This is a genomic window from Pseudarthrobacter sp. GQ63 (assembly GCF_059758765.1).
The window spans coordinates 914,447-931,269 of the sequence record NZ_JCAXEF010000001.1 but is presented as its reverse complement, the minus strand read 5'-3'; the positions used below and the strand labels follow the sequence as shown (position 1 = coordinate 931,269).

The window sequence follows — 16,823 nt, the reverse complement described above, 5'->3', positions numbered from 1 at the left end:
CGTTCACTGGAGATGCTCGCCCGCCGCGGCGAGGTGGATGCGCAGGCCCCGATCAAGGCGATTGAGAAGTACAGGCTTCACAACGTCAATGCGGGCACCACGGGCAACGCTGGCGGCGAAGCCTAGCCTGTCTCCTAAGTAAAGACGCGACGGCGGCCCCCTCCGAAAGGCGGGGCCGCCGTCGTCCGTTAAGGCCCAGGGGCCATGTGACGCAGGGCAAGGTGGATTGTAGCCTTTGCACAAATGGAGGTTGCGGGACGCTGCCCGTATGCTCAAAGAATGCCAGCACCTGCCACCCCGTCCGCCAAGCGCAAACCGTCCACTCCGGGGGTTACTCCGGAGAAGTCGGAGACCCTCAAGAAACTGCGGGCAAACGTGGGCCAGCTGTCCACCACCACCATGCGCGAGCTGGAAAAGTCCCTGCCCTGGTACAGCCGGCTCAGCTCGGACGAGCGCTCGGCGCTGGGCATGGTGGCACAGAACGGCATTGCGGCTTTCGTCACGTGGTATGAGAGGCCCAGCTCTCCGTCGTGGATCCTGACGGACGTCTTTGGAACAGCACCCACCGAACTGACCCGCTCCATCAGCCTGCAGAAAGCGCTGCAGTTGATCCGGATCGTGGTGGAGGTGGTGGAGGACCAGGTACCGGTCATTGCACCGGAGGCCGACCAGCCGTCCCTCCGTGAAGCCGTGTTGCGCTACTCGAGGGAGGTTGCCTTCGCTGCGGCGGACGTCTACGCGCGTGCCGCGGAATCCCGGGGATCCTGGGATACCCGGCTCGAGGCCCTGATTGTGGACGCCATCCTGCGCGGCGAGAACACGGACGCTTTGCGCTCCAGGATCGCGGCGCTTGGCTGGAAAGCCCAGGAGCGCTTCACGGTCATGGTGGGCAACTCCCCTTCGGAGCCCAGTGCCAGCTACGTCAGCGAGCTGCGCCGGATGGCCGGCCGGTACGCGGAGGACGCGCTGGTGGGCATCCAGGGCGACCGGCTCATCCTCATCCTGGGCGGCGTGCAGGACAGGGAAACCGCATATGTGAAGCTCAGCGAGATGTTTGCTCCCGGCCCTGTGGTGTACGGCCCCGAGGCCGGTTCACTGTTGGAGGCCAGCGGTTCCGCCCAGTCGGCGTTTGCCGGCCTGACCGCGGCCAGGGCGTGGCCCTCGGCCCCCCGGCCCGTGGCTGCCGACGATTTGCTGCCGGAACGGGTCATCTCCGGGGACGACGCCGCCCGCCGTTCCCTGGTCAAGAACATCTACCGCCCCTTGCTGGCCGCGTCCAACGGGCTTGTTGAAACCCTCGGCACCTACCTGGAGCTGGGGCATTCACTGGAGGCGACAGCCCGGGAACTCTTCGTTCACGCGAACACCGTGCGGTACCGTTTGAAGCGCGTCTGCGACGTCACAGGGTGGGATCCGCTCCTGCCGAGGGAGGCTTTTGTCCTACAGGCCGCTCTCGTTGTGGGCCGTCTTTCGACGCCACCGAAAGCTGCGGTTGAACGCCAGCCGTCCCGGAATCAGCCCTGACGCGTTGTAGACTTCCTACAACCTGACCCCGTGAGCTTGGTGCGGACAAACACCGCTGGATCACACAGTAATTTGGAAAGCTGGATACGTGCTTGCAATAGTCTGCCCTGGACAGGGCTCACAGACCCCGGGTTTTCTGGCCCCCTGGCTGGAACTGCCCCCGGTGGCAGGCCAGCTGGCCGCCCTCAGCGACATCGCGGGCATTGACCTGATCGCCCACGGGACCACCTCAGATGAAGAAACCATCAAGGACACCGCCGTAGCGCAGCCCCTGATCGTCGCCGCCGGCCTGGTTGCAGCCGCTTCCCTGTTCGATGTTGAGCTCAGCTCCCTTCCGGTCATCCTGGCAGGCCACTCCGTTGGTGAAATCACCGCTTCCGCCCTTGCAGGCGTACTCACCGAGCAGGAGGCCATGACGTTCGTCCGGGAGCGTGCCAACAGCATGGCTGCAGCCGCTGCCGTCACCCCCACCGGCATGAGCGCAGTGGTGGGCGGCGACCCCGCCGAGGTCCTGGCGGCCATCACGGCCGCGGGCGCCACCCCGGCCAACGTCAACGGCGCGGGCCAGACCGTTGCCGCGGGAACCTTTGACCAGCTGAAGGCCCTGGCCGACAACCCGCCGGCCAAGTTCCGGGTCATTCCCCTGAAGGTGGCCGGAGCCTTCCACACGAGCCACATGGCTCCCGCAGTCAGTGCCCTGAAGGCGCTGGAACCCCAGCTGAAGCCGCAGGCACCGAAGGTGCCGCTGCTGTCCAACTACGACGGCGGTGAAGTCACCGACGGCCACGCCGCCGTCGGGAACCTCATTGCCCAGGTGTCACGTCCTGTCCGTTGGGACCGGTGCATGGAAACTATGGTCGCGCGGGGCGTCACCGGCGTCATTGAACTTGCTCCTGCCGGCACGCTTGCCGGCCTCGCCAAGCGGGGCATGCCCGGCGTCAAAACCGTCGCGGTCAAAACCCCTGACGACCTTTCCGCCGCACTGGCGCTTTTCGCAGAACTGGAGGGCAACGCATGAGCGTTCCCACGCTGAAACAGGCCCCGATTCAGGAGCACACCCGGATTCTCGGCCTGGGTGCCTTCCGGCCGGACGTTATCGTCACCAATGAGGACGTATGCCAGTGGATCGATTCCTCCGATGAATGGATCCGCCAGCGCACCGGCATCGTGACCCGGCACCGGGCCCCGGCCGGGGTCAGCGTCATCGACATGGCCGAGGGCGCTGCCCGCGAGGCCATGGATAAGGCTGGAATCCAGGCCTCGGACCTGGGGGCTGTCATTGTCTCCACCGTGACCCATCCCTACGCCACGCCGTCTGCCGCGGCCGCTCTGGCGGACCGCCTCGGCGCCACCCCGGCGCCTGCCTTTGACATCTCCGCGGCCTGCGCCGGCTACTGCTACGGCATCGCCCAGGGGGACGCCCTGGTCCGTTCAGGCGCCGCGAAGTATGTCCTGGTGGTGGGCGCCGAGAAGTTGTCAGACGTCATCGACAACCGTGAACGCACCATCTCCTTCCTGCTTGGGGACGGTGCCGGCGCCGTCGTCATTGGCCCCTCCGAAACTCCCGGAATCGCACCGTCGGTCTGGGGGTCGGACGGCAGCAAGTGGGACGCCATCGGCATGACCCGTTCCATGCTCGATGTCCGCGACCTTGGCCTGGCTGCCCGCCAGTCGGACTCGACAGGGGACCTTGCCCTGCTCGAGGAAGCCCAGGAACTGTACCCCACCCTCCGCCAGGACGGCCAGACCGTCTTCCGCTGGGCGGTGTGGGAGATGGCAAAGGTGGCCCAGCAGGCCATGGACGCCGCCGGAGTCCGAGCCGAGGACCTGGTGGCCTTCATCCCCCACCAGGCCAACATGCGCATCATCGATGAGATGGTGAAGAAACTGAAGCTGCCCGAGACGGTTACAGTGGCACGGGACATCGCTGATGCAGGTAACACCTCGGCAGCGTCCATTCCGCTGGCCACCCACCGCCTGCTGGCCGAAAAGCCGGAACTGAGCGGCGGACTGGCTCTCCAGATCGGATTCGGAGCCGGGCTCGTCTTCGGCGCACAGGTAGTTGTCCTTCCTTAGGAACGCCCCAACAGGCCGCAACCGCGTCCTGAACCATTTCCGGCAGCCCCTGCCGGCAATACAAGAAAAGGAGCCATCAATGGCTAGCAACGAAGAGATCCTCGCCGGCTTGGCTGAAATCGTCAACGAAGAAACAGGCCTGGCCCCCGAGGCCGTGGAGCTGGACAAGTCCTTCACCGAGGACCTGGACATCGACTCCATCTCCATGATGACCATTGTGGTCAACGCCGAAGAAAAGTTCGGCGTTCGCATCCCGGACGAAGAGGTCAAGAACCTCAAGACCGTCGGCGACGCCGTCAGCTTCATCGCCGGAGCACAGGCCTAGCCTGGGCTTTCGCCGTTGAATCGGCATGGCAGGGCTGCCGGTCCGGACGACCGGGCCGGCAGCCCGCCGCATTTTCCGGCACCTGCCCACGCAGGGACTGCTCCCAAGGGCCCTGTTCCTGGCAGTGTTGTTGCTTGCAGCAGAGTGCCGATCATCAATACGCGGGACCTCCGGCAGACGGATTCCCCACCGACGAAAGAGTGATCCCATGACACGCAAAGTAGTCATCACCGGTCTGGGTGCCACCACGCCCATCGGCGGCGATGTACCCACGATGTGGAACAACGCGCTCAAGGGGGTCTCCGGTGCCCGCACCCTGGAGGACGACTGGGTTGCCAAGTACGAGCTGCCCGTCCACTTCGCCGCGCGCTGCAGCACCCCGGCCCTGGACGTGCTCAGCCGCGTCGAGGCCAAGCGCATGGACCCGTCCACCCAGTTCGGCGTCATCGCAGCCCGTGAAGCCTGGGCTGACTCCGGCATCACCGACTTTGACAAGGACAGGCTGGCAGTCGCCTTCGCCACGGGTATTGGCGGCGTCTGGACGCTCCTTGATGCCTGGGACACCCTCAAGGAAAAAGGCCCCCGCCGGGTCCTCCCCATGACCGTTCCCATGCTGATGCCCAACGGTGTTGCCGCAGCCGTCAGCCTGGACCTCGGCGCCCGAGCCGGCGCCCACACCCCTGTTTCCGCCTGCGCGTCCGGCACCGAAGCCCTGCACCTTGGGCTCGACCTGATCCGCTCAGGCAAGGCCGACGTGGTCATGTGCGGCGGCGCCGAAGCCGCCATCCACCCGATGCCCCTCGCAGCCTTCGCCTCCATGCAGGCACTCTCCCGCCGGAACGACGACCCGCAGGGCGCCTCCCGTCCCTACGACACGGGCCGCGACGGCTTTGTCATGGGTGAAGGCGCCGGCGCTCTGGTCCTTGAGGCTGAGGAGCACGCGCTGGCCCGCGGAGCGCGCATCTACGGTGAACTGGCGGGAACGTCCGTCACCGCTGATGCCTACCACATCACGGCTCCTGACCCGGCAGGCCTGGGTGCCACCCGTGCACTCAAAGCTGCCATGTTCGATGGCCGCATCCAGCCTGAGGACGTGGTGCACGTGAACGCGCACGCCACGTCAACGCCGGTGGGAGACAAGCCTGAATACACTGCCCTCCGGGCTGCACTGGGAAACCATGTGGACAACGTCGCCGTTTCCGCGACGAAGTCCCAGATGGGCCACCTCCTGGGCGCATCCGGTGCTGTCGAGGCCGTCCTGACAGTGCTTGCTGTTTACGACCGGAAGGCACCGGTCACCATCAACCTGGAAAACCAGGACCCGGAGATCCCGCTCGACGTCGTCACCTCGGCCCGCGACCTGCCGGCCGGCAACATCGTGGCGCTGAGCAACTCGTTCGGCTTCGGTGGCCACAACGCCGTCATTGCGGTCCGCAGCGTCTGACCTTCAGGACGTTGTACCGCCTACAAGAGGAGGCCCCGCCATTCGGCGGGGCCTCCTCTTTGCTATGGAAAAATCAGGTCGACGGCGGTCAGCCCACCTGGTGGAGCCAACGAACGGGTGCGCCTTCGGCGGCGTGCCGGAACGGCTCGAGTTCCTCGTCCCAGGCCTCGCCGAGGGCAAGGGAAAGCTCGTGGTAGACGGCTGCGGGGTCACCGGCGCCTGACTCGTAGGCGTACCGGATCCTGTCCTCTGACACCATGATGTTGCCGTGCACGTCGGTGACAGCGTGGAAGATGCCCAGCTCAGGGGTGTGGGACCAGCGGCCGCCGTCGACACCCTGGCTCGGCTCCTCGGTGACCTCATACCGGAGATGCGCCCACCCCCGCAGGGACGACGCAAGCTGTGATCCCGTACCGGGGGCACCGGTCCAGGACAGCTCCGCCCGGAACATTCCGGGCGCGGCAGGCTGAGGGGTCCACTCAAGGTCCGTCCGCTTGTCCACGACAGATCCGATGGCCCACTCAACGTGGGGGCACAGAGCCGTAGGGGCCGAGTGAACGAACAGCACACCGCGGGTCATTGCAACAGACATTCCATCCTCCATAGCTCTAGGTACGTCTTCCCCAACGACCTCTGCCTGGATGGAACTGCCGTGCCGTGCACTGCGGCTGTGGTTCCTGCCTGCGTATTCAGATGTATCAGATAAAGCTGTGTCCGGGCTTACCGTGACGCAGGAAGCTGCTAGCTTCAAGCGGGACTTGAAAGTTGCCGGACGTGACTCTTATTGTGCCGTACCGCACCAAATTACGCCAGTGCGATTCTGCCCTTCGGACTTACGCCCTTGGGTGGGCCTGCTGGTAGCTCTGGCGCAGCCGGTCAACCGAGACGTGGGTATAGATCTGGGTGGTGGCCAGGCTGCTGTGCCCGAGGATTTCCTGCACTGCGCGCAGATCGGCTCCGCCGTCCAGCAGGTGCGTGGCCGCCGAATGCCGCAGCGCGTGCGGGCCTGACGCGGAGGTGTCCCCGAGTCCGGCGAAAAGGTCGTTGACCATGGAGCGGACCTGCCGCTGGTCCACCCTTCCGCCCCGGGCGCCCAGGAAGAGGGCCGGCCCGCTGTTGTCCCGGGCAAGCAGTGGCCTGCCGCGCCGCAGCCAGTCATCCACCGCGAGGGCTGCCGGAACACCGTACGGGACAGTGCGCTCCTTATTGCCCTTGCCGATGACGCGCAAAGTGCGCCGGTCCGGGTCCAGGTCATCAACATCCAGCCCCGCCAGTTCGCCCACCCGGACTCCCGTGGCGTAGAGCAGCTCCACGATGGCACGGTCCCGCAGGGCGAGCGGCGCACCCTCGGCCGCAGCTTCTTCCAGGGTGGACAGCAGCCTGGTCACCTGCCCGGCCTGCAGTACCCCGGGCAGGGACTGCCCGCGTTTCGGGGCCTTGAGCCGGAGCGCGGGATCGGTGGCGATACGCTCCTCCGCCATGGCCCAGGCCGTGAAAACCCTGACAGAGGCGGACCGGCGGGCCAGGGTGCTGCGCGCCGCACCCTCCTGGCTTTGGGCACCGAGCCATCGCCGGAGCGTTCCGAGCTCCAGGTCCTGGAGCCGGACAGCGCCTTCAGACGCAGCGTTGGACAGGAGGCTGCGGACATCGCCCAGGTATCCGCGGAGAGTGTGGGGCGAGACCGCACGCTCGGCGGAGAGGTACCGCGCGAAAGCGTCAAGCGCCCCGCCGAGCTCCGCCGGCAATCCCTCATGATCCACCCACCTACTCTCTCAGCTGCGGCAGGGAAACTACTGGCTGACACGCTCCACTCAACCGGGTGCCTGCGCTTCCCGTCCCGGGCGGCCCGGACCCGCCGGGCCGTGGGCGTCAGCCGGTTGCCCTGCCGCGTTTCCATCCTCCCCGTTCTGAGACGGCGAGGCCCAGCAGGCCCAGCCGGCCCAGCCCGGCCCGCACCGACTCCTGGGCCAGGCCAGCCACCACCGAGAGCTTTTCGACCGACGTCACGGAGCGCAGCGGCAGCGCGTCCAGGAGGATCAGATCCTCCAGCGTCAGCCCGTCCTGCACTGCAGCCTGCCCGTGGCGGGCATCAGGGAGGGCGGAGCCACTGGGGCCGGCCAGCTCGGCGACCTCGGCAGCATCCGTCACGCAGACGGCGCCGCCGTCACGCAGAAGCCGGTGGCATCCTGCCGAGTTGGCGCTGTGCACGGACCCCGGCACAGCGCCGACCGCCCGGCCAAGGGTCTCCGCGTGATGGGCGGTGTTGAGCGCCCCGGACCGCCACCTGGCCTCCACCACCACGGTCACGGCGGACAGGGCGGCAATGATGCGGTTGCGTTGCAGGAACCGGTAGCGGGTGGGGGCGGAGCCCGGAGGAACCTCGGCCAGGACGGCGCCCTGGTTGGATACGGCCCGCAGGAGGTCCTCGTTCCCCGAAGGATAGAACCGGTCCACTCCCCCTGCCATCACAGCAATGGTGGGGACCGCACCGGACGCTCCGGCGAGGGCGGCCCGGTGGGCATGCGCGTCGATGCCGTAGGCCCCTCCTGACACCACGGTGAAGCCACGCTGGGCCAGCGAGTAGGCAAGATCGCCGGTGACGGCGGCGCCGTAACTGGTGCTGTCCCGCGAGCCAACCAGGGCTATGGATGTTGCTGCTCCGGGCAGCGGCTGTTCCTGGCCCCGCCACCAGAGGCAGATCGGCTCCTGGATTCCGAGGTCTGCCAGCTGGACCGGCCACAATTCGTCCGACGGGATGATCAGCCGGCCGCCCAGTCGCGCCATGGTTGCAAGGTCCCGCTCGGGGGCCAGGTCGGGTATCCGGGGATGCCAGCGTTTCAGGGAAGCGGCCATCCCTGCCCAGCTGGTGCCGGAACCCCCGTCCGAGAGCAGCGCGGTGATCTCCCGCTCCAGCTCGGGGCCGGCTGACAGTTGCCCCGTGGCGATCCGCAGGGCGTCCACTGCGCCGGCCGCCTGCACCAGGGCAAGTCCGGCCGCGTCCTGGGGTTCCATGAGGCGTGAGAGGGCGGCTCGGGAACGCCGCTCGATGCCCATATCCATGGCTGCCTCCTTCATGCTGCCGCCGCCGCTGCCTGCCGAAGCCCCAGCGCCCGGCCGATGTCGTTGATGTCCGGTTGCTCCCGGTATCCCAAATCGGCAAGGGTCCATGCGAGCCGAAGCACCCGGTCATAGCCGCGCGCCGTGAGGACGCCGCGTTCCAGGGAATGGTCCAGGATGCGGGTGACTGCCGGCGGGAGCCGAAGCTCACCCCGGAGTATGCGGCCGGGGACCTGCGCATTGGTTTCCAGCCCGTAGGCGGCCAACCTCTCCAACTGACGGGACCGTGCGCCCAGCACCCGCCGTGCGACTGTTGCCGTGTCTTCCTCGGCCCCGGCCTGTCCGAAGTCGGCCAGGGAGACCCGTTCCACCTGAAGCTGGATGTCCACCCTGTCGAGGAGCGGACCGGACATCCTGGCCAGGTAACGCCGCCGCATCATGGGCGTGCAGGTGCAGTCGAGGCCTTTACCGGAGGCTTTGCCGCAGGGACAGGGGTTGGCGGCGAGCACAAGCTGGAACCTTGCCGGATAAGCAGCGGTTCCGGCTGAGCGGTGGATCACCAGTTCTCCGCTTTCCAGGGGTTGGCGGAGGGCATCCAGCACGCGGCGTTCGTACTCTGGTGCCTCGTCAAGGAACAGGACTCCGCGGTGGGCACGGGACGCGGCTCCGGGCCGGGGAAGCCCGGAGCCGCCCCCAATGATTGCCGCGGCGGTTGCGGAATGGTGCGGACTTTCGAACGGTGGCCGCCGGAGCAGCTGCACGGACGATGATGGCAGCCCGCACAACGAATGGATGGCCGTGACCTCCATGGACTCATGGTCGCCAAGATCCGGCAGGAGCCCGGGCAGGCGTTCCGCCAGCATGGTCTTGCCCGCACCCGGAGGCCCCGTCAGGAGGAGGTGGTGGGCCCCGGCAGCTGCGACTTCCAGTGCGCGCCGGGCATCCCCCTGGCCGGAGACGTCCGCCATGTCAGGGTAGGTGCCGGCCTCCACTCCTGCGTCCCCGGGGCTGTCCGGGTCCTCAGGTTCGAAATCCAGCGCAAGCTCCTGGGGATCCGCGCCGAATTCCAGCGCCAGCCGGGCCAGGGTGCTGAACCCCCGCACCCTGGCATCAGGAACCAACGATGCCTCCGCCAAGTTTGCCTGCGCTACGACGATGTCCGGATAACCGGCCTGCACCGAGGCCATCACCGCCGGAAGGATGCCGCGAACAGGGCGCAGCCGGCCGTCGAGTCCCAGCTCGGCGATAAACACCGTCCGCCCGGTGGGTTTGATGTCATTGGCGGCACGGAGTACGGCCATGGTCACCGCCAGGTCGAATCCGGATCCCCGCTTCGGCAGGGACGCGGGGATGAGGTTGGCGGTGATCTTCCGGCGGCTCAGCGGAATTCCGGAATTCTTCGCAGCCGACCGGATCCGTTCCTTGGCCTCGTTCAGGGAGGCGTCCGGCAACCCGAGCAATACGAATGCGGGGAGGGTCTGGCCAATGTCGGCCTCCACCTCCACGATGTAGCCGTTCAGCCCCACCAGGGCGATGGAGTAGGTGCGTCCCAGGGGCATTCAGCCCACCCCCCTGAGGTGCTCCACCAGGGGCGACCCGCCGCCGTCGTCAATCACCGCGATGACGTCAACGCGCCGCAGCGGCATCCGAAGCTCACGGTCCCGGCACCATGCGGCCCCGAGCCGGTGCAACCGCGCCAGCTTGTCCGGGCCAACGGCTTCAAAGGGATGGCCGTAATCCAGAGTACGGCGGGTTTTGACCTCGGCAATCACCAGGGCATCGCCGTCGAGCGCGACGATGTCTATTTCGCCCTCGGTGCAGCGCCAGTTGCGCTCCACCACGAGCATGCCAAGGGTTTCCAGGTAACCGGCGGCAAGGTCCTCCCCGTGCCGGCCCAGCAGGTCTTTCGATTTCATGTCTACCTCCGCAACCAGCCTGGACGGGCTGGGACACGAAGGACAGGACGGCGGTCCCCTATGTGGATGAACCTGGGCCGGCAGGCCCTGTGCAGGAAAGGTCAGCTGTGCAGGGGAAGTCCGGGCCCGCGCAAAAGCGCTAGTTGCCCAGGTCGACATCCTTGGGCAGGGCAAGCTCCTCGTTGCGCGGAAGCTCTTCGACGTTGACGTCCTTGAAGGTCAGGACGCGGACACTCTTGACGAACCGTGCGGAACGGTAGACGTCCCAGACCCAGGCATCCTGCAGGGTCAGGTCAAAGTAGACCTCGCCGTCTGCGCTGCGGGCCTGCAGGTCCACGTGGTTGGCCAGGTAGAAGCGGCGTTCGGTCTCGACAACGTAGCTGAACAGCCCGACGACATCGCGGTATTCACGGTAGAGCTGAAGCTCCATGTCGGTTTCGTAGTTTTCAAGATCCTCGGCACTCATGCTTCCATCTTGCACCATCGGCAGGGCGGCTGGTGTCCGGCGCGGGGCTCAGTCCCCCGCGGCAGCAGCTTCTTCCCCGCCTGGCCCTGCACCGTCCGGCAGGCCGGCGTCAGCCAGTTCCCCACCAAGGAGCCGCCAGCTGACCCGGTGGTATGGCGTGGGCCCGGCCGCACGGAGGACATCCCGGTGCAGTGCAGTGGCGTAGCCCTTGTTGACGTCCCAGCCGAAGTCAGGGAACTCACCGTGGAGCTCCCGCATCATCCGGTCCCGCTCAACCTTTGCGATGACGCTGGCAGCCGCCACGCTCAGGCACTGCATATCCGCCTTGACCTTGGTGTGAACCGGAGCGTCGCAGCTGGCCTCCACCATGGGCTCGTCGAACAGGGACAGCTGCCCGGCAGGTGAAAGCCAGTTGTGGCTTCCGTCCAGGAGCACCGCCTCGGGGCGGACACCCGCAGAAAGGACTTCCTGCCACGCCCTGGTTCCTGCAAGGCGCAACGCGGCGATGATGCCGATGGAGTCGATTTCCTGCGCTGAGGCGTGGCCCACTGCCGAGGCCACGCTCCACCGGCGGACCAGCGGGTCAAGGCGTTCCCGCTCCGCCGGGGCCAGAAGTTTGCTGTCCCGGACCCCGGCCAGGGGCTTCTGCCGTTCCAGGTCAACCACGGCGATGCCCACGCTGACGGGCCCGGCAAGCGCGCCGCGCCCCACCTCGTCCACACCGGCAAGGTACCGGATCCCCTGGGCCTTGAAGGTCCGCTCGTGCCGAAGGGTGGGCGCCTTCCCCGGTGAGGGAATTTTGGTGCCCGGTGAGGGAACCTTGGTGGAACCGGACCTGGGCTTGAGTGCGGCGGGCATGGTCAGGGCGCCGCCGGTACGTTGCGGAACACGTCCGGATAGTTGCCCAGGGTGGTGAACCGGCTCAGTGGCCAGGCAATGACGGCGGCCTTGCCTTCGAGGTCGGCAATGTCGATGAATCCGCCGTCGGAGTCCATGTGGGCGCGGGAGTCGGCGGAATGGTTGCGGTTGTCTCCCATCACCCACACCTTGCCCTCGGGGACAGTTACGTCGAAGTTGCGGATCTGCGGGATTTCAGCCGGATTGATATAGCTCTCGTTGATGGCGGTCCCGTTAATTGTCAGTCTACCGCCGGCATCGCAGCAGACCACATGGTCCCCCGGGAGCCCGATGACCCTCTTGACCAGGTGCTGCTCGGAGTTGTCCGGCAGCAGGCCAACGAACGTCAGCCCGTCCTGGACCCAGGTGAAGGGACCCTGCGGTTGTTCGGGCGCGGCCTGGAGCCAACCCTTGGTATCCCGGAAAACCACGACGTCGCCGCGGTTCAGTGCGAACGGCTCGGGGACCAGGAGGTTGACGAAGATGCGGTCGTCCACTTCCAGGGTATTGACCATGGATTCGGACGGGATGAAGAACGCACGGAACAGGAAGGTCTTGATCAGGAAGGAGAGGACGACGGCGATCACCACCACCGTGGCCACTTCCTTCAGCCATGCGAAGACGGGGCTGCCGGCGGGCTTCGCCGCTGACTTGGCGGCGGCGCGGCTGCCCGCGGCGCCGGACGCCGGCGCGTCAGGACCCTGGGCGGAAGTCCCGGGAACGGCATCGGCCGGAACGTCCGAAGCGCCTTCGTGGCGTGGTTCGGGAGTCCGCGCGTGGTTCTCGGGCATCTACTGTCCGTTCTCTGTTGTTGGTCCTGCAGGCGGACGGGGTACTGAAGCAAATCTATCAAGCGGCCAGATGATCTGGACCGGCCTGCCGATCACCCTGTCCAGCGGGACCATGCCGCCGCCCGGGGCTCCGAGCAGGCTGCGCGAATCGGCGGACACGGAGCGGTGGTCCCCCATCAGCCACAGCCGGCCATCAGGGACCACGGCACTGAACTTTTGGGTACTGGGGGCATCTCCGTTGAAGATGTAGGGTTCCGCCAGGGCCTCTCCGTTCACCGTCACGTTGCCGCCGGCGTCGCAGCAGGCCACCGAGTCCCCCGGGAGCCCGATGACCCTCTTGACGTAGGTGGTGTCGCTGCCGGTGAGGCCGATCCAGTGGGTGACGGCGGCCGCGCTGTCCACCAAGGGGCCGTTGCCGCTGTTGAGCGGGGCGAAACTGCCCCTTCCGTCAAAAACGACAATGTCCCCGCGCCGGATGGGCTCGGCGCGGAAGTCGGTCCGGGAAACCAGGATGCGGTCCCCGCCTTCCAGCACGGGTTCCATGGACGCGGACGGGATGAAGTACACATCAAGCCACAGCGATCGGACCAGTCCGCTGACCGCAACGGCCAGGATGACGGCCAGGAACGCAAAACGCCAGCCCATTTTCCGGGGCTGGCGTTTTGTGTGGTCCATGGTCCGTATCCTGGGCGCTGGTGCTGAATGGCTCCGGCGCTGGCCGGATACGGCTGCGGCCCGGCCTCTGCAGGTCCGAAAGGACCTACTTGGCGGTGCTGAAGTCGCGCTTTTCCTTGATCTTCGCAGCCTTACCGCGCAGTGCGCGCATGTAGTAAAGCTTCGCGCGGCGGACGTCACCCTTGGTGACGACCTCGATCTTGTCGATGATCGGGGAGTGAACCGGGAAGGTACGCTCCACACCGACGCCGAAGGAAACCTTGCGGACCGTGAAGGTCTCACGGACACCGTCGCCCTGGCGGCCCAGGACGAAGCCCTGGAATACCTGGACACGGGAGTTCTTGCCTTCGATGATGTTCACGTGCACCTTGAGGGTGTCACCCGCGCGGAACTCGGGAACATCGGTACGCAGCGAGGCTGCATCGAGGGAATCGAGAATATGCATAATTGCACTCCTGGTGAACGCCACAGGTCATTCACTTTGGGTCACGGCAGCAAAACCTGGGGCGCTCGTGGCGCACCGGGGATCTCCGCCGAAAGGTAAGTGGTCCGGCCACTTCACTGATTGATGAGGCCGGTTGCCTTAGCTGTTGGTTGCGCTCCCCCTGTGGCAGGTGCGGACCCAGCAGACACAAGGACTAATTTTGCCACACCGCGGGGGCTACAGCCAATCCTGCAGCTCCCGGAACCCAGGGAGCTGGCCACGGCAGCATGACGCATGAGGCCATTAGTCCTGCGGGATGCCTTCAGCGCCGGGGCGGCGGCGCAGGCGGCCGTCCACGACGTCGTATCCCAGGTCCTGCAGTTCGGTGCGGTCGGCACGTGGCAGCCTGCCGGCGTCGAACGCTTCGAGGAGGTCGGGGCGGCGCTCCGCCGTCCGCCGGAACTGTTCGTGGCGGCGCCACTGCGCGATCCTGCCGTGGTTCCCGCTCAGCAGCACGGCAGGCACTTCCCGCTCGCGCCACACAGAGGGCTTGGTGTAGACGGGGTATTCCAGGAGCCCGTCGGAATGGGATTCCTCCACCAGGGACTCGGGGTTGCCCACCACGCCCGGCAGCAGGCGTCCAATGGCTTCCACCATGGCCAGCACCGCAACCTCGCCGCCATTGAGGACGTAGTCCCCCAGACTGACGGGGCGGACGTCAAAATGCTCCCGGGACCACTCAATGACGCGCTCGTCGATGCCCTCGTAGCGTCCGCAGGCGAACGCAAGGTGCTCCTGCTCGGCCAGTTCGTACGCCAGCGCCTGGGTGAACCTCTCCCCCGCCGGCGACGGCACGATCAGGACCGGCCTGCCCGATCCCTCCGGGCGGTCGGCAGCGATGGACTCCAGGGCCTGCGCCCATGGTTCGGGCTTCATCACCATGCCGGCGCCCCCGCCGTAAGGCGTGTCGTCGACGGTGCGGTGCCTGTCCGTGGTGAAGGCGCGGAGGTCGTGGACGCGGAGGTCCAGGATCCCGTCCTGGCGGGCTTTTCCGATCAGGGACAGTTCCAGCGGTGCCAGGTATTCGGGAAAAATACTGACGACGTCGATCCGCATCTAGGCTTTCTCCTCCGGCTCCGAAGCGGCTGCCTCGTCCTCCGCATTCAGCTCGAAGAGGCCGTCCGGCGGCGTGAGGAGGATGAACCCGCCGTCAACATTGACCTCGGGCACGATCTGCTCCACGAAGGGAACCAGGATTTCCTTGCCCTCCGGCGTGGTGACCATGAGCAGGTCCTGGACAGGCATGGTGTTCAGTGCGGTGACCTTGCCGACCACGCGGGGACCGATCCTGGCCTCCAGGCCAACGAGTTCGTGCTCGTACCAGCCTTCGTCGTCGTCTTCGTCCAGCTCCTCGGTTTCGATGAAAAGCTTGGCGCCCCGGAGGGTTTCCGCTTCGTTGCGGGTCCCAATTTCGTCAAAGCCCAGCAGCAGGATGTCCTTGTTCCAGCGGGCGCTGATTACGGTGAGCGGGCCCGCTGACGCCGGCTCAACCACGAACTCGGTGCCCGGCACGAACCTGTCCCCAGGGGCGTCGGTCAGGACCTGGACCGTCACTTCGCCGCGGATGCCGTGCGGTTTGCCGATTCGTGCCACCTGAAGCTGCATGTGTTCCTCTGTGTTGAATGTGGTTTTCGGTGCTCTGGTAAAAGCACTCCGGCCCCTCCACCGCATGGGTGGAGGGGCCGGAGCTAAAACTGAATAGTGCCGAGCGCTCAGCGGCGGCGGTCGGTGTCGACAACGTCGACCCGCACCGGCTCGCCACCGGCCAGGGCTGCCACCACGGTGCGCAGTGCACGCGCCGTGCGGCCCTGGCGGCCAATCACCCTTCCGAGGTCGTCCTGGTGAACGCGCACTTCGAGGGTGTCCCCGCGGCGGTTGTTCTTGGAGCTGACCTTGACGTCATCCGGGGAATCAACGATTCCGCGGACCAGGTGTTCCAGCGCTTCTGCCAGCAATCTACTCAGCCTCGGTGGTCTCTGCTTCGGCCTCGGCGGGAGCTTCGGCTGCATCAGACTTGGATGCCTTCTTGGTGATGGCTTCCGGGATGATCACGGAACCTTTTTCCGGGGCGACGAAGGCTTCCTTCTGAGTCTTGGTCTTCAGGGTGCCTTCCTGGCCCGGCAGGCCCTTGAACTTCTGCCAGTCGCCGGTGATCTTGAGGATCGCGGCAACCTGCTCGGACGGCTGGGCGCCGACGGACAGCCAGTACTGGGCACGCTCGGAGTCGACCTCGATGTATGAGGGCTCTTCGGTGGGGTGGTACTTGCCGATCTCTTCGATGGCGCGGCCGTCACGCTTGGTGCGTGAGTCCGCGACGACGATGCGGTAGTACGGTGCGCGCATCTTGCCAAAGCGCTTAAGGCGAATCTTTACGGCCACTGTTGTGGTCACTCCTGTTTCAGAAAAGGGGGTGAACCCGGCGTTCTGCACCCGTGGGGCGGGCCGTACTTGCGGGTTCGAAGGACAGGATCCAGACGCGGAGAGAGGGGCCACGCAGATCGAGTACCTGTTTATTGTGCCAGATCAGCGCCAGGATTTCGACTCGGCGCGGCGTGACACGGGCGACGCCGGCTGGAGGTTCCGGCCGGATCAGCTCAGGCGGACCAGACGTACAGGCCGGTGCGCTCCGAGTCGTCAATTCCGCTGGCGAGTTCGGCCAGCCGCTGCACGTAGGTCCGCGCCTCTGCAGCGCCGAACGGCATGTCATCCTGCGCGGCCCATTGTTCGGCAACCTCTTCGAGGATGTCGCCTTCCCCTTCGGTTTCATAGGACAGCAGGTCCGCCAGGGCGCGCACCATGGCCGGGGGCACGGCCAGGAGCGAATCGCTGCCCACATCCACCATGGTCAGTTCGTAATCCGCTCCTCCGGCGTGCACGGCGGTACCGGCCAGGTCGCCCAGCTGCTCCACTTCGAAATCGCTGATGTCCGGGATCCGGACCGCGTCACCTGCGGGAGCGCTGCCGCCGCCGTCAAGGACGCCGGCACGCTTCAGTGCTGCGTCGTGGGTGGCAACAAAGATCTCGGTGAAGCCCATGGGGATTGCCCTCATTCCGTTGGCGGTGGTGCCGCCGGGAGGCTGCTCCTGCCCGGCCGTTCGAATTCAGCCTAGTTCGAATTCAGCCCAGTTCGGATTCAGCCCGGTTGGAATCATGCGTGGCACAGCCGGT

The 16,823-nt window shown here is 66.4% G+C and carries 20 protein-coding genes; 5 read left to right on the top strand and 15 right to left on the bottom strand.

The features are described from left to right. Positions 1-279 precede the first annotated feature (279 nt). From AC6CHP_RS04460 to AC6CHP_RS04440, 5 genes are all read left to right on the top strand, one after another. Positions 280-1,524 (top strand): PucR family transcriptional regulator, encoded by a 1,245-nt coding sequence (locus AC6CHP_RS04460; RefSeq protein WP_188728069.1) that lies wholly within the window; start codon positions 280-282, stop codon positions 1,522-1,524. Positions 1,525-1,612: 88 nt separating this feature from the next. Beyond that, positions 1,613-2,542 (top strand): ACP S-malonyltransferase, encoded by a 930-nt coding sequence (locus tag AC6CHP_RS04455; RefSeq protein WP_498228284.1) that lies wholly within the window; start codon positions 1,613-1,615, stop codon positions 2,540-2,542. Further along, positions 2,539-3,600 (top strand): beta-ketoacyl-ACP synthase III, encoded by a 1,062-nt coding sequence (locus AC6CHP_RS04450; protein WP_188728064.1) that lies wholly within the window; start codon positions 2,539-2,541, stop codon positions 3,598-3,600. Before AC6CHP_RS04455 ends, AC6CHP_RS04450 begins: the two co-directional genes overlap by 4 nt. 79 nt (positions 3,601-3,679) lie before the next feature. Next, entirely contained in the window at positions 3,680-3,925 is a 246-nt protein-coding gene (locus tag AC6CHP_RS04445; RefSeq protein ID WP_009359314.1) for an acyl carrier protein, read from the top strand. 208 nt (positions 3,926-4,133) lie between these two features. Continuing rightward, the gene (locus AC6CHP_RS04440) at positions 4,134-5,369 is read left to right on the top strand and encodes a beta-ketoacyl-[acyl-carrier-protein] synthase family protein (RefSeq protein WP_188728062.1); all 1,236 of its coding nucleotides are present in this window, start codon (positions 4,134-4,136) and stop codon (positions 5,367-5,369) included. Positions 5,370-5,457: 88 nt separating this feature from the next. Here AC6CHP_RS04440 and AC6CHP_RS04435 read toward each other — a convergent pair whose 3' ends face one another. The 15 genes from AC6CHP_RS04435 to AC6CHP_RS04365 all read right to left on the bottom strand — a co-directional run bounded on the left by AC6CHP_RS04435 (position 5,458) and on the right by AC6CHP_RS04365 (position 16,690). Next, positions 5,458-5,961, bottom strand: a complete 504-nt coding sequence (locus AC6CHP_RS04435) for a DUF3145 domain-containing protein (protein WP_066276789.1) — start codon at positions 5,959-5,961, stop codon at positions 5,458-5,460. A 241-nt stretch (positions 5,962-6,202) separates the two neighbouring features. Beyond that, complete coding sequence (locus tag AC6CHP_RS04430; protein ID WP_498228283.1) at positions 6,203-7,129, bottom strand: tyrosine recombinase XerC; 927 nt, start codon at positions 7,127-7,129, stop codon at positions 6,203-6,205. A gap of 109 nt (positions 7,130-7,238) precedes the next feature. Continuing rightward, positions 7,239-8,429 (bottom strand): DNA-processing protein DprA, encoded by a 1,191-nt coding sequence (gene dprA / locus AC6CHP_RS04425; RefSeq protein WP_377193076.1) that lies wholly within the window; start codon positions 8,427-8,429, stop codon positions 7,239-7,241. Between the two features lie 11 nt (positions 8,430-8,440). Then, positions 8,441-9,985 carry a YifB family Mg chelatase-like AAA ATPase gene (locus AC6CHP_RS04420; RefSeq protein ID WP_498228282.1) on the bottom strand — a complete coding sequence of 515 codons (1,545 nt, stop codon included), beginning with the start codon at positions 9,983-9,985 and terminating at the stop codon, positions 8,441-8,443. Next, positions 9,986-10,342, bottom strand: coding sequence for a YraN family protein (locus AC6CHP_RS04415; RefSeq protein ID WP_066276799.1), 357 nt, complete (start codon positions 10,340-10,342; stop codon positions 9,986-9,988). 139 nt (positions 10,343-10,481) lie between these two features. Then, entirely contained in the window at positions 10,482-10,808 is a 327-nt protein-coding gene (locus AC6CHP_RS04410) for a DUF2469 domain-containing protein (protein ID WP_056335405.1), read from the bottom strand. 48 nt (positions 10,809-10,856) lie between these two features. Further along, complete coding sequence (rnhB, locus tag AC6CHP_RS04405; protein ID WP_229675225.1) at positions 10,857-11,666, bottom strand: ribonuclease HII; 810 nt, start codon at positions 11,664-11,666, stop codon at positions 10,857-10,859. A gap of 2 nt (positions 11,667-11,668) precedes the next feature. Beyond that, positions 11,669-12,496, bottom strand: coding sequence for a signal peptidase I (gene lepB, locus AC6CHP_RS04400; protein ID WP_188728057.1), 828 nt, complete (start codon positions 12,494-12,496; stop codon positions 11,669-11,671). Next, positions 12,497-13,171: a signal peptidase I gene (gene lepB / locus AC6CHP_RS04395; RefSeq protein WP_188728055.1), complete on the bottom strand. Its 675-nt coding sequence runs from the start codon at positions 13,169-13,171 to the stop codon at positions 12,497-12,499. A gap of 85 nt (positions 13,172-13,256) precedes the next feature. Then, positions 13,257-13,616, bottom strand: a complete 360-nt coding sequence (gene rplS / locus AC6CHP_RS04390; RefSeq protein ID WP_066276805.1) for a 50S ribosomal protein L19 — start codon at positions 13,614-13,616, stop codon at positions 13,257-13,259. Between the two features lie 282 nt (positions 13,617-13,898). Continuing rightward, a complete protein-coding gene (trmD, locus tag AC6CHP_RS04385) occupies positions 13,899-14,711 on the bottom strand; it encodes a tRNA (guanosine(37)-N1)-methyltransferase TrmD (RefSeq protein ID WP_498228281.1) in 813 nt (270 codons plus the stop codon). Next, positions 14,712-15,260: a ribosome maturation factor RimM gene (rimM, locus tag AC6CHP_RS04380; protein ID WP_188728051.1), complete on the bottom strand. Its 549-nt coding sequence runs from the start codon at positions 15,258-15,260 to the stop codon at positions 14,712-14,714. It lies immediately after the preceding gene. A gap of 107 nt (positions 15,261-15,367) precedes the next feature. Continuing rightward, positions 15,368-15,610 carry an RNA-binding protein gene (locus AC6CHP_RS04375; protein WP_018759999.1) on the bottom strand — a complete coding sequence of 81 codons (243 nt, stop codon included), beginning with the start codon at positions 15,608-15,610 and terminating at the stop codon, positions 15,368-15,370. 1 nt (position 15,611) lies between these two features. After that, positions 15,612-16,034, bottom strand: coding sequence for a 30S ribosomal protein S16 (gene rpsP, locus AC6CHP_RS04370; protein ID WP_188728049.1), 423 nt, complete (start codon positions 16,032-16,034; stop codon positions 15,612-15,614). 215 nt (positions 16,035-16,249) lie between these two features. Next, positions 16,250-16,690: a hypothetical protein gene (locus AC6CHP_RS04365; protein WP_188728238.1), complete on the bottom strand. Its 441-nt coding sequence runs from the start codon at positions 16,688-16,690 to the stop codon at positions 16,250-16,252. Between the last annotated feature and the right edge of the window lie 133 nt (positions 16,691-16,823).

What these genes read in the sequence shown, in the direction of transcription:
- AC6CHP_RS04460 (WP_188728069.1), top strand. Translation starts at nt 280, where the DNA reads ATGCCAGCACCTGCCACCCCGTCCGCCAAGCGCAAACCGTCCACTCCG.
- AC6CHP_RS04450 (WP_188728064.1), top strand. Translation starts at nt 2,539, where the DNA reads ATGAGCGTTCCCACGCTGAAACAGGCCCCGATTCAGGAGCACACCCGG.
- AC6CHP_RS04445 (WP_009359314.1), top strand. Translation starts at nt 3,680, where the DNA reads ATGGCTAGCAACGAAGAGATCCTCGCCGGCTTGGCTGAAATCGTCAAC.
- AC6CHP_RS04440 (WP_188728062.1), top strand. Translation starts at nt 4,134, where the DNA reads ATGACACGCAAAGTAGTCATCACCGGTCTGGGTGCCACCACGCCCATC.
- AC6CHP_RS04435 (WP_066276789.1), bottom strand. Translation starts at nt 5,961, where the DNA reads ATGTCTGTTGCAATGACCCGCGGTGTGCTGTTCGTTCACTCGGCCCCT.
- dprA (WP_377193076.1), bottom strand. Translation starts at nt 8,429, where the DNA reads ATGGATATGGGCATCGAGCGGCGTTCCCGAGCCGCCCTCTCACGCCTC.
- AC6CHP_RS04420 (WP_498228282.1), bottom strand. Translation starts at nt 9,985, where the DNA reads ATGCCCCTGGGACGCACCTACTCCATCGCCCTGGTGGGGCTGAACGGC.
- AC6CHP_RS04415 (WP_066276799.1), bottom strand. Translation starts at nt 10,342, where the DNA reads ATGAAATCGAAAGACCTGCTGGGCCGGCACGGGGAGGACCTTGCCGCC.
- AC6CHP_RS04410 (WP_056335405.1), bottom strand. Translation starts at nt 10,808, where the DNA reads ATGAGTGCCGAGGATCTTGAAAACTACGAAACCGACATGGAGCTTCAG.
- rnhB (WP_229675225.1), bottom strand. Translation starts at nt 11,666, where the DNA reads ATGCCCGCCGCACTCAAGCCCAGGTCCGGTTCCACCAAGGTTCCCTCA.
- lepB (WP_188728057.1), bottom strand. Translation starts at nt 12,496, where the DNA reads ATGCCCGAGAACCACGCGCGGACTCCCGAACCACGCCACGAAGGCGCT.
- lepB (WP_188728055.1), bottom strand. Translation starts at nt 13,171, where the DNA reads ATGGACCACACAAAACGCCAGCCCCGGAAAATGGGCTGGCGTTTTGCG.
- rplS (WP_066276805.1), bottom strand. Translation starts at nt 13,616, where the DNA reads ATGCATATTCTCGATTCCCTCGATGCAGCCTCGCTGCGTACCGATGTT.
- trmD (WP_498228281.1), bottom strand. Translation starts at nt 14,711, where the DNA reads ATGCGGATCGACGTCGTCAGTATTTTTCCCGAATACCTGGCACCGCTG.
- rimM (WP_188728051.1), bottom strand. Translation starts at nt 15,260, where the DNA reads ATGCAGCTTCAGGTGGCACGAATCGGCAAACCGCACGGCATCCGCGGC.
- AC6CHP_RS04365 (WP_188728238.1), bottom strand. Translation starts at nt 16,690, where the DNA reads ATGGGCTTCACCGAGATCTTTGTTGCCACCCACGACGCAGCACTGAAG.